General features: G+C 72.9%; 13 protein-coding genes and 1 pseudogene. All 14 read right to left on the bottom strand.

From position 1 onward, the window contains the following. The coding region (gene nusB / locus PKC53_RS16615; protein WP_324430621.1) for a transcription antitermination factor NusB at positions 1–443 on the bottom strand (443 nt) is incomplete at its 3' end. Beyond that, entirely contained in the window at positions 440–904 is a 465-nt protein-coding gene (gene ribH, locus PKC53_RS16610; RefSeq protein WP_324430619.1) for a 6,7-dimethyl-8-ribityllumazine synthase, read from the bottom strand. The genes nusB and ribH, both read right to left, overlap by 4 nt. Then, positions 901–2,022, bottom strand: coding sequence for a bifunctional 3,4-dihydroxy-2-butanone-4-phosphate synthase/GTP cyclohydrolase II (ribBA, locus tag PKC53_RS16605; protein ID WP_324430617.1), 1,122 nt, complete (start codon positions 2,020–2,022; stop codon positions 901–903). The genes ribH and ribBA overlap by 4 nt, the downstream gene beginning before the upstream one ends. Positions 2,023–2,206: 184 nt before the next feature. Then, complete coding sequence (locus PKC53_RS16600) at positions 2,207–2,818, bottom strand: riboflavin synthase (protein ID WP_324430615.1); 612 nt, start codon at positions 2,816–2,818, stop codon at positions 2,207–2,209. A 104-nt stretch (positions 2,819–2,922) separates the two neighbouring features. Beyond that, positions 2,923–4,113, bottom strand: coding sequence for a bifunctional diaminohydroxyphosphoribosylaminopyrimidine deaminase/5-amino-6-(5-phosphoribosylamino)uracil reductase RibD (gene ribD, locus PKC53_RS16595; protein ID WP_324430613.1), 1,191 nt, complete (start codon positions 4,111–4,113; stop codon positions 2,923–2,925). 150 nt (positions 4,114–4,263) lie between these two features. Beyond that, the gene (locus tag PKC53_RS16590; protein WP_324430611.1) at positions 4,264–5,073 is read right to left on the bottom strand and encodes an NF038132 family protein; all 810 of its coding nucleotides are present in this window, start codon (positions 5,071–5,073) and stop codon (positions 4,264–4,266) included. A gap of 345 nt (positions 5,074–5,418) precedes the next feature. After that, the gene (locus PKC53_RS16585) at positions 5,419–6,642 is read right to left on the bottom strand and encodes a pilus assembly protein PilV (protein WP_324430609.1); all 1,224 of its coding nucleotides are present in this window, start codon (positions 6,640–6,642) and stop codon (positions 5,419–5,421) included. Next, positions 6,642–7,997 (bottom strand): PilX N-terminal domain-containing pilus assembly protein, encoded by a 1,356-nt coding sequence (locus PKC53_RS16580; RefSeq protein WP_324430607.1) that lies wholly within the window; start codon positions 7,995–7,997, stop codon positions 6,642–6,644. Before PKC53_RS16580 ends, PKC53_RS16585 begins: the two co-directional genes overlap by 1 nt. 18 nt (positions 7,998–8,015) lie before the next feature. After that, positions 8,016–8,690: a prepilin-type N-terminal cleavage/methylation domain-containing protein gene (locus PKC53_RS16575; protein ID WP_324430605.1), complete on the bottom strand. Its 675-nt coding sequence runs from the start codon at positions 8,688–8,690 to the stop codon at positions 8,016–8,018. Further along, on the bottom strand, positions 8,684–9,274 hold the full coding sequence (locus PKC53_RS16570) for a GspH/FimT family pseudopilin (RefSeq protein WP_324430602.1): 591 nt from the start codon (positions 9,272–9,274) through the stop codon (positions 8,684–8,686). The genes PKC53_RS16575 and PKC53_RS16570 overlap by 7 nt, the downstream gene beginning before the upstream one ends. Next, complete coding sequence (locus PKC53_RS16565; RefSeq protein WP_324430600.1) at positions 9,271–9,753, bottom strand: type IV pilin protein; 483 nt, start codon at positions 9,751–9,753, stop codon at positions 9,271–9,273. Before PKC53_RS16565 ends, PKC53_RS16570 begins: the two co-directional genes overlap by 4 nt. Before the next feature lie 125 nt (positions 9,754–9,878). After that, entirely contained in the window at positions 9,879–10,439 is a 561-nt protein-coding gene (locus PKC53_RS16560; RefSeq protein ID WP_324430598.1) for a GspH/FimT family pseudopilin, read from the bottom strand. 147 nt (positions 10,440–10,586) lie between these two features. After that, positions 10,587–11,030: a transcriptional regulator NrdR gene (nrdR, locus tag PKC53_RS16555; protein WP_324430596.1), complete on the bottom strand. Its 444-nt coding sequence runs from the start codon at positions 11,028–11,030 to the stop codon at positions 10,587–10,589. Between the two features lie 92 nt (positions 11,031–11,122). Then, a pseudogene (glyA, locus tag PKC53_RS16550) lies at positions 11,123–11,719 on the bottom strand (serine hydroxymethyltransferase); the annotation flags it as partial.

The following is an 11,719-nucleotide window of genomic DNA, read 5'->3' as shown; positions in this document are numbered from 1 at the left end:
GCCGCCGCCTTGTCGAGCACCCCGTTCACGTACTTGTGGCCGTCGGTGCCGCCGAAGGCCTTGGCCAGTTCGACGGCTTCGTTGATCGCAACTTTGTAAGGAATGTCGACACAGTGCTTCAATTCGTAAGCGCCGATCATCAGCACCGCGTGCTCCACCGGACTCAGCTCGGTGGTCTTGCGGTCGACGTGGCGCGCGAGCTGCGCGTCGAGGTCGGCGGCCTGGTCGATGCAGCCGTGCAGCAGCGCGTCGAAGTGCACGCGGTCGGCCTGGGCGAAGCCGTCCTGCTCGCGCATGTGCGCGTCGATGGCGCCGACGTCGCCGCCGCCGACCAGCCACTCGTACAGGCCCTGCAGCGCCAGCTCGCGCGCGCGACGGCGCGCCTGGTGCGGGTTGGGGCGGCCGCCGCGGCGCGGCGGGGCGGCCTTGGTGGGTCCGGTCACAGCAAGTCGTCCAGCAGGCGCGCCATCTCCACCGCCACGCGCGCGGCGTCGCGGCCCTTGTCGTCGGCGCGCGCCCAGGCCTGGGCCTCGTTCTCGACGGTGAGGATGGCGTTGGCCACCGGCACGCCGTGGTCCAGCGCCACGCGGCTGACGCCGGCGCCGCTTTCGTTGGCCACCAGTTCGAAGTGGTAGGTCTCGCCGCGGATCACGCAGCCCAGCGCGACCAGCGCGTCGAACTCGTCGCGCTCGGCCAGCGCGTGCAGCGCGATCGGTACCTCCAGCGCGCCGGGCACGTCGACCACGCGCACGTGCCGCCCGGCCACGCCCAGCGCGGCCAGCTCGGCCAGGCAGGCGTCGGCCAGGCGGCGGGTGATGGCGTCGTTGAAGCGCGCGCGCACGATGCCCACGTGCAGCCCGGCGCCGTCCAGCGCCTCGGCGCGGCCCTGGTCGCCGGCCTTCATGGCCGCGGCGGCGCAGCAGCGGCCGCGGGGTCGGTGACGAAACCGGTGACCTCGAGGCCGTAGCCGGTCATGCTGGGCATGCGCTGCGTGCGGCCCAGCAGCTTCATGCGCGACACGCCCAGGTGGCGCAGGATCTGCGCGCCCACGCCGTAGGTGCGCAGGTCCATCTCGCGGCGCGGGGCGGCAGGCGCGGCGGCCGTGGGCAGCGCCTGCGCCAGCAGGCCGGCGGCGTCGTCGCCGCAGTTCAGCAGCACCGCCACGCCGCGGCCCTCGGCCTGCAGCGCGCGCAGCGCGTCGGCCAGCGGCCACGAATGCGCCTTCGCGCCGGCGTCCAGCACGTCCATCAGCGACAGCGGCTCGTGCACGCGCACCAGCACCTCGTCCTCGGCCTCGCGCCACTGGCCCAGGCTCAGCGCCAGGTGCACGCCGCCGGTGCGGTCCTTGAAGACGGTGCAGTCGAACGGGCCCCACGGCGTGGCCAGCGGGCGGCGGCCCAGGCGCTCGATCAGCGTCTCGTTCTGGCTGCGGAAGGCGATCAGGTCGGCGATGGTGCCGATCTTCAGCCCGTGCTCGCGCGCGAACAGCACCAGGTCGTCGAGCCGCGCCATGGTGCCGTCGTCCTTCATGATCTCGCAGATGACGGCCGCCGGCGTCAGCCCGGCCATCGCCGCGAGGTCGCAGCCGGCCTCGGTGTGCCCCGCGCGCATCAGCACGCCGCCGTCCTGCGCCTGCAGCGGGAACACATGGCCGGGCTGCACCAGGTCGCTGGCCTTCGCGTCGCGCGCCACCGCGGCCTTCACGGTGCGCGCGCGGTCGGCCGCCGAGATGCCGGTGCTCACGCCCTCGGCGGCCTCGATCGACACCGTGAACGCGGTGCCGTGGCGCGTGCCGTTGCGCGTGGCCATCGGCGGCAGCTGCAGGCGTTCGCAGTGCGCGCGCGTGAGCGTCAGGCAGATCAGCCCGCGGCCGAAACGCGCCATGAAGTTGACGGCCTCGGGCGTGACGTGGTCGGCGGCGAGCACCAGGTCGCCTTCGTTCTCGCGGTCCTCCTCGTCGACGAGGATCACCATGCGCCCGGCGGCCAGCTCGGCCACCAGTTCGGGGACGGGGGAGATCATGGGCGGGATTGTAGGTGGCGGTCACGGTGGCCCCGGGGCCCGCCGGAGGTACCCCCGGCGCGGGCACACTACCTCATTCGCAGAGCCGTGAGCGGTACGCCTTCAAGTGGCCGCCGCGGATCCGGCCTCGCCGCTTCGCCGGCGGCGCCCCCCTGGGGGAGGCGCCGAAGGCGCTTCGGGGGAATCACTTCAGCATGCGCTCGACGTAGCGCGCGATCAGGTCCACTTCCAGGTTCACGCGCGAGCCGGCGGCCAGCGTGCCCAGCGTGGTGTGCTGCACCGTGTGCGGGATCAGGTTGATGCTGAACTCGCAGCCTTCGGCGCGGTCGTCGACGCGGTTGACCGTGAGGCTGACGCCGTTGACCGCCACCGAACCCTTGTAGGCCAGGAAACGCGCCAGGTCCTTCGGCGCCAGCACGCGCAGTTCCCACGACTCGCCCACCGGCGCGAAGTGGGTGACCTGGCCGATGCCGTCGACGTGGCCGCTGACCAGGTGGCCGCCGAGCCGGTCGTGGGCGCGCAGCGCCTGTTCCAGGTTCACCGTGCCGGTGCCGTCGAGCCCGGCGGTGCGCGCCAGGCTCTCGGCCGACACGTCCACCGTGAACTGCGACGCGGCGGCGTCGAGCGAGGTCACCGTCATGCACGCGCCGTTGAGCGCGATGCTGTCGCCGGGCACCGCCTCGGCCAGCCAGCCGGCGGGGGTCTCGACGGTGAGGCGGCGGCCGTGCTCGCGGCCGCTGCCCAGCGGGGTCGACGCGGCGATGCGGCCGACGGCGGTGATGATGCCGGTGAACATGGCGGCGATTGTCGCAGGGCGGCGGGCGGGCCGCCGGGCAGGGCGGCGGGTGGGGCGGCGGACGGGCCGTTGGGCGGGCCGGCCGGCGGGGCGGGCGGCGTGCGTCAGGCGCCTGCGCGGTCGACCTCGGCCGCGCACGGCAGCCGTGCGACGATGCGCAGGTCGTCGCCGACGCGCTCGACGGCGTGCCAGCGCAGCGGCAGCGCGTCGGCCAGTTGCTCCAGCGGGCCGAAGGCGGCCATCTCGCGGCCGATGCCGATCAGCTTGGGTGCCAGGTACACCAGCAGCTCGTCGACCCAGCCGGTGCGCAGCAGCGACGCGTTGAGCTTGTGCCCGGCCTCGACGTGCAGTTCGTTGACGCCGCGCCGGCCCAGGTCGAGCAGCATCGCCGCCAGGTCCACCTTGCCGTGCGCGTCGGGCAGCGCCACCAGTTCGGCGCCGCGCTCGCGCAGCGCGGCGGCGCGCCCGGCGGCAACGACGGTATCGGCGGCATCGACGGTGTCGGCGCCGTGGGCGCCGTGGGCGCCGTCGGCGGCGTGGTAGATCAGTACGTCGCCCGGCGGCTGCAGCAGCCGGGCGGTGGGCGGCGTGCGCAGCCGCGCGTCGACCACCACGCGCAGCGGCTGCAGCACCGTGGGCACGTGGCGCACGTCCAGCCGCGGGTCGTCTTCGAGCACGGTGCCGATGCCGGTGAGCACCGCGCCGGCGCGCCGTCGCCACGCGTGGCCGTCGGCACGTGCCGCCTCCCCGGTGATCCACTGGCTGACGCCGTTGGCGAGCGCCGTGCGCCCGTCGAGCGACGCGGCCACCTTCATGCGCACCCACGGCCGGCGGCGCCGCATGCGCGAGAAGAAGCCGATGTTCAGCTCGCGCGCCGCGGAAGCGACGTCGGCGTCGGCCTCGCCCGCCATCTGCACCGCGACGCCCGCGGTGCGCAGCCGCGCGAGGCCCTGGCCGGCCACCAGCGGGTTCGGGTCACCGACCGCCACCACCACGCGGCCGACGCCGGCGTCGGCCAGCGCGTCGCAGCAAGGCGGCGTGCGGCCGAAGTGCGCGCAGGGCTCGAGCGTGACGTACACCGTGCTGCCGCGCGGGTCGTGCCCGGCCGCGCGTGCGGCCTGCAGCGCGGCCACCTCGGCGTGCGCGCCGCCGGCGCGCTGCGTGAACCCCTCGGCCGTCCAGCCGGCGCCGACGATCACGCAGCCGACGCGGGGGTTGGGGTCGGACAGGGCGATGCTGCGTTCGGCCAGCGCCAGCGCGCGCTGCAGGTGGGCGCGATCGACGGCGTCGTGCATTGGCGCAGTCTAGCGGCGGCGCCGGGCGCTGCAGGCGGGGCCAGACAGCGCAACGGGCGCCCGCAGGCGCCCGTGGAGAAGGCTAGCCGTTCGGCGCCGACGATCCGCTCGGGCCGTCGCCCGGCTGCGGATCGCGGCGCGCCCCGCGGGTCAGCCGCGCCGACGCCGGCGCGAGGCCGCCAGACCGGCCAGCGCCAAGCCCGTCAGGGCGAGGGTGGCGGGCTCGGGCGCGGGGTTCGGGTCGATCGGATCGCCGGCGATGGTGATGCCGTCGAAGGCGAGTCCGCTGTCGTAGATCTGGTCGGCCCAGTTGACGACGCCGAACTCGAGGTAGTAGTTGCCGGCGTCAGGAATGGCGTAGTCCATCTCGATCCAGCCGGTCTGACCGCAGCCTTGGCCGATGCCGGCGAAGCACGCGCCGCTATAGCCACCGAGCGGGCTCCAGATGGTCTTGCCATCGATGATCTCGGTGGTTGCCGGTGCCAGCGTGACTCCCGCGGCCAGTCCGGGCAGCCCGAACCCGGGCACGGTATCGCCGGTCGGGGTGGTGCGCGCTGTGAACAGGATGGTTTCCGCCGTGGTGCCGGTGTTGATGAGCTTCACCCAGGAGTACTCGATGTACCCGGAGCCATCGGACGTGACGTAGTTGAAATAGAAGTTGAGTGCGTCGCCGCTCGCGGCACCGAAGGTCGGCGATCGAGCCACCGAACTGTTGGTTTCAGAGCCGATGTTGAGGTCGCCGTTGTTGCCGGTGGCGCCACTTGTGGACACGTAGCCGTAGTCGCCGCCTTGCGGCGATGCCGTCACGTCGCCATCCGCGCCCAGTGTGCCGCAATGGCTGCCGCCGACGCAGGTGTAGCCGGCCGGCAGGGGTGCCGCCGCGGCCGACCCGCCGGCCAGCATGGCGGCGGCGGCCAGACTGGCTGCCGCCAGCAGCTTCAATCTCGGTTTGTTGCTCATCTTGGTTTCCCTTCAGGAGTGAACTCGCGACCATGAATGCCCAAACCGTCGCTGCGCCCGACACGGCTGTCGCGAAGGCCGTCGCACCGCGCCGCCAGAACGGTTCGATGGATTGGATGCAGATTCCGTGCCAGACCACAAGGGTCGTAGGAATATCTTTAGATTCAATTACTTATCGCCGGTCCCTGAGCTGCCTTCATGGCCACCGCGGGCGGGCGCGCAAAGTTGTAAGAAAACTTGACAGGCGACGCCGCCGTACCGTGGGCTTCGGCGCACCGCACCCTCATGGCACTGATGTGCTGCGGAGCTGATGAACCGCGGCCCCGGATCGGTCGTCGATGCGCGCTACAGCGAAGGCTGGTGATGCCAGGTGGTGCCGTCGACGTACGCCGTCGCGGCGTCGTCGTCGGGGCAGTCGAACGGCGTGCCGGCCGCACCGGCGCGGATGACGAGGAAGTTCTGGTTCAGCAGCGGCGCGTCGACACCGCGTTTCGACGCGTCGGGCGCCGGCGCGCCGTAGTCGAGCGGGTGCTCCTGGTTGCGCATCGCCGGCGTGCCGCTGCCGACCGCGCGGTGGTCGCGGTACGGGGTGTAGCGGCACACGCGGTACGCCGTGTCGGTGGCGTCGGCGATGCTGGCCGCCAGCTGCAGCCCGAGCACCCGCGAGCGCCCCGACCAACGCGGCGGGGTGTCGGCCGGGTCGACCGGCACGGCGCAGAAGTAGCGCACGCCGGACGCGTCCTGTTGCTCGTGGCAGGCAACGCTCAGCACCGACGGGTGCGTGCGTTCGACGACCACCTGCACCGGCAGCGCCGCGCTCGGCGGCAATTCGGCGTCGGCGCCGGCGGGCTGGGCCGACCCGGTGGCGAAGCGCACGTGGCCGCGCAGCAGGAACGCCGTGACGGCCGTGCAGTCGATGGTCGTGCTGCAGATCTGCGTGATCACGCCGGTGGCGTCGTCGAACACCCACGACACCGTGCCGCCGTCGGGCTGCGGCGGCGTGAACCGGCTGGTGGAGCCTTCGTCGACCGCCTCGATCGGGATCGCCGGGTGCCGGCCCGCGGGGCCGCCGAGCGGTGCGCCGGTGCGCGCCAGCCGCAGCGTGCCGGCCAGTTCGGGCGGCACCGCGGTGATCGTCGTGCTCAGCCGCACCGACTGCGGCTCGGTGCCGTCGCGCGCGAGCCACTGCACGTCGACCACCAGCGTCTTCATGCGCGGCGCCGCGGGGGCCGACGCGGCGTCGGCGGCGGCGTCGACGACGGTGCGCGTCAGCGTGAAGGTGGTGTTGGCGTCGGTGCTGTCGGCCGACTCGGGCGGCAGGCTGTCGATGTCGGTGTAGTCGACCTCGTCGGCGACCTCGCCGGTGGCCACGTAGGCGCGCCACTGTTCGACGGCCTGCTGCGCGATGCGCACCGCCTCGCTGCGCTGCCGCGCGACGTCGCCGGTCTGGCGCAGCGTGCTCTGCAGGCCGACGTAGGCGATCATGCCGAAGGTCATCACCGCCAGCGCGACCAGCGCCTCGATCAGCGAAACGCCGCGTGCCGGGCGTGCGCGGTGCGCGGCGGCCATCAGAAGTCCCTCCAGCTGCCCGGCACGCGCACGAACGAGCCGTGGGTCTTGTGCAGGCGCGACAGCGTCGCGGCGTCGTACTCGACGGTGTGCGGGCCGGTGCCCGCCAGCGTCAGCGCCGACTCGGCGACGACGGCGCCGCGCACCGTGGCCGCCACCCCGCCCCACTGCGCGCCGGTCAGGTAGACGACACCGTTCACCACCGCGCCGGCCTGGCTCGCCGTCAGATCGCCGTTGACGACCAGCAGCGCCGGCTCGGCGGCGGTGCCGATGGGTTCGGGCGTGTCCAGGTCGAGGTTGCCGCCGATCCAGACGACGCGGCCCGGGTCGAGCCGCACGAGGTCGCGCACGGCGGCGCCGCTGCAAGTGGGGCTGCAGGTGAGTTCGACGGCGGCCGGCTGCTGTCGGTACGTGTCGCGCCCGGCGCCGAACACGCCGGTGAACATGCGATCGGGCGTGAGCGACGGGTCGGACAGGCGCGGGTCGTTCTCGACCACCGACGCTTCGGTCGGCGTACCCGGCGCGGAAGCCAGCAGCAGCGGCGTGCCCTGGAGGGCGGCATCGCCGGTCAACACGGTGATGCCGGTCGTGCCGTGCACGCTGTTGATCGCGCGCAGCAGGCTGGCGCCGACGTCGAGTTCGCCGCGCACGCTGAGCGCCGCCGCCGGCGGCGCGGCGAGCGCGCCCTTCAACGCGGCGAGCACCGTCACGCGCGCCTGCGCATCGCCCGGCGAGGTGGCATCGGCGCACACCTGCCCGGGGGTGGTGTCGAGGCGCGTGCAGCCGGTGGCCTCGACGCGGACGACGCCCGCGGGATACGGTGGCTCGGCCGGGTTGTCCGGCGCGTCGTGGAAGCGCACGCGGAAGGCGGGGAACGGCCCGGCGCCGGCGGGTTCGGCGAGCGCGGGGGCGGCGGCAGCGGGGCAACTGCAGCGCCAGTCGCTGCCGTCGAACACGCAGGCCGGGCGCAGCGGTTCCTCGGCGGTGCCGTCGGCGTCCTTGTCGTACTTCAGCGCGGTGACCAGCCCCGTGTCGGCGGCGATCTGCAGGTAGCGCTGGCGGAACGCGGTGTCGGTGGTCGATGCGTCGACGTGAGGCTGGCACTGGGCGTCGACGCGCCCGGCGTTGAGCATCGTCAGCGCCCACTCGATGCCGGCCTCGGCGGCTTCGAGCGCCTGCGTCGAACGGTACTGGTTGGCCGAGGTGCGCTGCTCGAAGATCAGGTTGCGGCCGGTGTAGCCGGCCACCAGCGCGACGACCAGCAGCAGCAGCAGCACGACGACGAGCGCCGCCGCGCCGCGCTGGCCGGCGCGCAGGGGGGCGCGGAGGGTGGCAGGGCGGCGGGCCGGTGTCATGGCGGGCACGGCAGCACCTCAGGCGGGGCACTGGCCCTGCGCGTCGTCGTTGCGCACGCGCACGACGGTGCGCAGGCTGCGCTGCACGGCGGGGTCCGAAACCGCCTGGCCGGTGATGTCGACGATGAATTCGCGCACCGTCAGCGTCGGGCAGGCGGGTTCGGCGACGCCGCCGCACGGCGTCGCGCAGGCCAGCACCAGCGTCTGGTGGTTCGGGGTGACGGCGAATGCGGTGACGCGCAGCGTCTTCGGGTCGGTCAGTTCCTGCCAGCCCGCCTCGCCCATGCGCGTCTTCAGCGCGGCGCCTTCGAGCTTGAAGCCGAACGGGCCGTCCTCGCCGGAGTTGCGACGGTAGCGGTAGCCGACCTGCGTCGCGCCGGCTGTCGTCGGGCTGACGCTGGCGTAGGGGTTGGGCTGCGGCACGGCGTCGGGCGTCCAGATACCGCGGTCGGCCCACTGCCAGTGGCTCGCGCGGCGCAGTTCGCGCGTGACGATGTCGGCGGCGGCACGCAGGTCCTGGTGCACCTGCGTCTCGAGCAGCAGGCGCCGGTTGTCGGTGAGCTGCGTCGACGTGAGCATCGCCGCCGAGGCCACCACCAGCAGGCCGACGGCGATGCCCACCATCAGTTCGACGAGCGAGATGCCGCGCTGCACGGCACGGCGCGACGGTCGGCCGAGGTTCCGGGTCAGCACGAGGCGACTCCCTTGACGCCGCCACCGGGCGAACACACCGTCGGACGCCCCGAGCGGCCGACGGTGGTCCTCAGCGAACGCGCGTCGTCGATCGACGCGAACACTTGCACCTCTTCGAGTCGCACGGCGACCAGGCGGTGGTCGACGCGCAGCGCACCCGTCTCGGCGATGAAGCCGAACGACGCTGGCTGATTCTCGGGCAGCGTCAACCGCACGCCGGTGCCGACCGGCACCTGCACCGTGCGGATCTCGACCGTGTGGGCATCGGTGCAACTCGCGCCCGGAGCCTGGGTGCAGTCACAGGTCAGTTCCCAGTCGGCGTTCGTGATCATGTAGATCGTGTAGCACGACATGCTCGCGTCGTCGGCCAGCGTCTTGAAGTGGATGTAGACGTCGCCGTTGCGGCTGGCGGCCTCGGTGCGTGCGTACTGCAGGTCGGTGACCAGTTGCGCGTTCACGCCCTTGAGCCGCTGCACCCGCATGTAGTCGACGAACGACGGCGCCGCGAGCATCAGCAGGATGGCGATGACCGCGATCGCGATCATCAACTCGACCAGCGTGAAGCCGCGGCGGTGCATGGTCATCGGGCCCAGCAACGGTTCGAGGCCGACCAGTCGAAGTCGGCGTCGGCCGCGTCGGCGGCACCGGCGCCGGCCGAACCATAGGACAGGTTGCCGCCGGCAGCGCGAATGCGCAGGCGCTGGCAGTTGCCGTCCTTGGCCTGCGACGAACCCTCGGCCGGCACGGCGGTGACGGCGTAGCCGGTGGCGCCGGCGTTGCCGACGGACAGCGTGTAATGGCCCTTCGGGCTCGCGGCCGTCATGCCCAGCCCGGGCGTCTCGTCGTCGGCCGCGTTGGTCAACGATGCGGCGTAGGCAGCGTGGTTGCCGCGCCAGCGTTCCTGCGCCTGCTGCACGGCCGACAGCGCCTGGTACGCGTCGGAGCGGCGGCTCTTGCGGATGGCGTCCTGAAACGCGGGCAGCGCGACCGCGGCCAGCAGCGCGACCACCGCGACGGCGATCATCGCCTCGATGAGCGTGAAGCCGCCGGTGGCCAAGGGCACCGGCGTTTGCGTCCCAACGCGTGACATAGTTCACTCATTATGAAGGGGACCGAGGGCTCGATCCGAGCGCCGTCCGTCGGTGCAGATCGACCGCTGGTCGTCGGCGCCCTGGTCGCGCTCGAGTCTCAGCACAGGGGGTAACCCGGCAGCCCTGGCGCCGGGGTGCACGAGCGGGTGCGTCCCATCACGTTGACGATCTGCCGCAGCTCGGTGCCGTCGGCGATCCGCACCCGGATCGTGGCCGTGGGCGTGACGGTGCCATAGGTCGGGTCGATGGTCATCGCCTTGACGTTGGCCTTCAGCGTCAATCCACCGTGGCCGGTGACGTGTGCCGCACGCAAGACCTGCCCGGCGCCACTGCAGGTGACGGCACCGTGGGGGTCGCAGGCGCAGGTACCGACGTTTCCGGTATGGGCGACATAACAGCTCGCCGCGTCGCCGGCGAAGAAGCCGATGCGCACCGTCTCGTTGCGCGCCACGGCCAGGCTGCGCGCGTGCTGCACGTCGGTCTCGAACTGCAGCGCGACGCCCTCGAGGTGGCGGCGCTGGCGCATCTGCTCGAACGACGGCATCGCGGCGCCGAGCAGCACGGCGATCACCGCGAGCACGACGGCGGACTCGACGAGGCTCACGCCGCGTTGAAGGCAGGCGAGGCGGACGCGGCGCGGACGTGGCTGGCGGGTCATCGCGGTCTCCGGTGGGCGGTGGCGGACGACCTCAATGTAGGCAGCGGCCTTGCGTGCCGCGCCCCGCGACGGAGGGTGTCGGCGGGGGGAAGACGGGGGACACCGCTTCGGGGCCCCCCGGGCGGGGGACGCCCGTCGTGACGGGGTTCAGATGTCGCGGATCAGCTGCCTGAACTCGTCGACGTCCTCGAAGCTGCGGTAGACGCTGGCGAAGCGCACGTAGGCGACCTTGTCGATGCGCTTGAGCTCGCGCATCACCAGTTCGCCCAGGCGGCTCGAGGCCACCTCGCGCGCGCCGCTGGCGAGCAGCTTGTCCTGGATGCGCTCGAGCGCGGCGTCGACCTGCTCGGTGCTCACCGGACGCTTGCGCAGCGCCAGCAGCATCGACGCGCGCAGCTTCTCGGGGTCGAACTCGACGCGCGAGCCGTCCTTCTTCACCACCGCGGGCAGCGCGATCTCGGGGCGTTCGTAGGTGGTGAATCGCTTGTCGCAGTGCAGGCAACGCCGCCGGCGGCGGATCACCCCACCTTCGTCGGAGTCCCGGGTCTCGACGACCTGGGTCTCGTCGTGGCCGCAGAAGGGGCAGCGCATGGGGGCTCAGCGACGGCCGACGCCGGGCCGCCCCGAGGCGGCCGGCAGCCCCCTCGGGGGGCGGTGCTGCGGCGCAGCCGCAAGCCCGGGGGTCATCGATACACCGGGAACTCGCGCGTCAGCGCTGCCACCTTGGCGCGCACCGCGGCGATGTTCGCCTCGTCGCGAGGCCGGTCGAGCACGTCGGCGATCAGGTGCGCCGTGCGGCGCGCCTGCTCTTCGCGGAAGCCGCGCGTGGTCATCGCCGGCGTGCCCAGGCGGATGCCGCTGGTGACCATCGGCTTCTGCGGGTCGTTCGGGATGCCGTTCTTGTTGCAGGTCATGTGCGCGGCACCGAGGATGGCCTCGGCCTCCTTGCCCGTCAGGCCCTTGGGCCGCAGGTCGACGAGCATCACGTGGCTCTCGGTGCCGCCGCTGACGATGCGCAGGCCGCGCTCGATGAGGGTCTGCGCCAGCACCTTCGCGTTGGCCGCCACCTGCTGCTGGTAGGCCTTGAACTCGGGGTCCAGCGCCTCCTTGAACGCCACCGCCTTGCCGGCGATCACGTGCATCAGCGGCCCGCCCTGGATGCCGGGGAAGATCGCGCTGTTGATCCTCTTCGCGATGGTCTCGTCGTTCATCACGATGATGCCGCCGCGCGGGCCGCGCAGGCTCTTGTGCGTGGTGCTGGTGACCACGTCGGCGTGCGG

It is taken from the genome of Azohydromonas sp. (assembly GCF_035325925.1).
Taxonomy (GTDB): domain Bacteria; phylum Pseudomonadota; class Gammaproteobacteria; order Burkholderiales; family Burkholderiaceae_C; genus Calidifontimicrobium.
This window is presented reverse-complemented; position numbering and strand designations above follow the sequence as displayed.

What these genes read in the sequence shown, in the direction of transcription:
- ribBA (WP_324430617.1), bottom strand. Translation starts at nt 2,022, where the DNA reads ATGATCTCCCCCGTCCCCGAACTGGTGGCCGAGCTGGCCGCCGGGCGC.
- PKC53_RS16560 (WP_324430598.1), bottom strand. Translation starts at nt 10,439, where the DNA reads ATGACCCGCCAGCCACGTCCGCGCCGCGTCCGCCTCGCCTGCCTTCAA.
- nrdR (WP_324430596.1), bottom strand. Translation starts at nt 11,030, where the DNA reads ATGCGCTGCCCCTTCTGCGGCCACGACGAGACCCAGGTCGTCGAGACC.
- PKC53_RS16585 (WP_324430609.1), bottom strand. Translation starts at nt 6,642, where the DNA reads ATGGCCGCCGCGCACCGCGCACGCCCGGCACGCGGCGTTTCGCTGATC.
- PKC53_RS16570 (WP_324430602.1), bottom strand. Translation starts at nt 9,274, where the DNA reads ATGACCATGCACCGCCGCGGCTTCACGCTGGTCGAGTTGATGATCGCG.
- PKC53_RS16580 (WP_324430607.1), bottom strand. Translation starts at nt 7,997, where the DNA reads ATGACACCGGCCCGCCGCCCTGCCACCCTCCGCGCCCCCCTGCGCGCC.
- PKC53_RS16590 (WP_324430611.1), bottom strand. Translation starts at nt 5,073, where the DNA reads ATGAGCAACAAACCGAGATTGAAGCTGCTGGCGGCAGCCAGTCTGGCC.
- PKC53_RS16600 (WP_324430615.1), bottom strand. Translation starts at nt 2,818, where the DNA reads ATGTTCACCGGCATCATCACCGCCGTCGGCCGCATCGCCGCGTCGACC.
- ribH (WP_324430619.1), bottom strand. Translation starts at nt 904, where the DNA reads ATGAAGGCCGGCGACCAGGGCCGCGCCGAGGCGCTGGACGGCGCCGGG.
- ribD (WP_324430613.1), bottom strand. Translation starts at nt 4,113, where the DNA reads ATGCACGACGCCGTCGATCGCGCCCACCTGCAGCGCGCGCTGGCGCTG.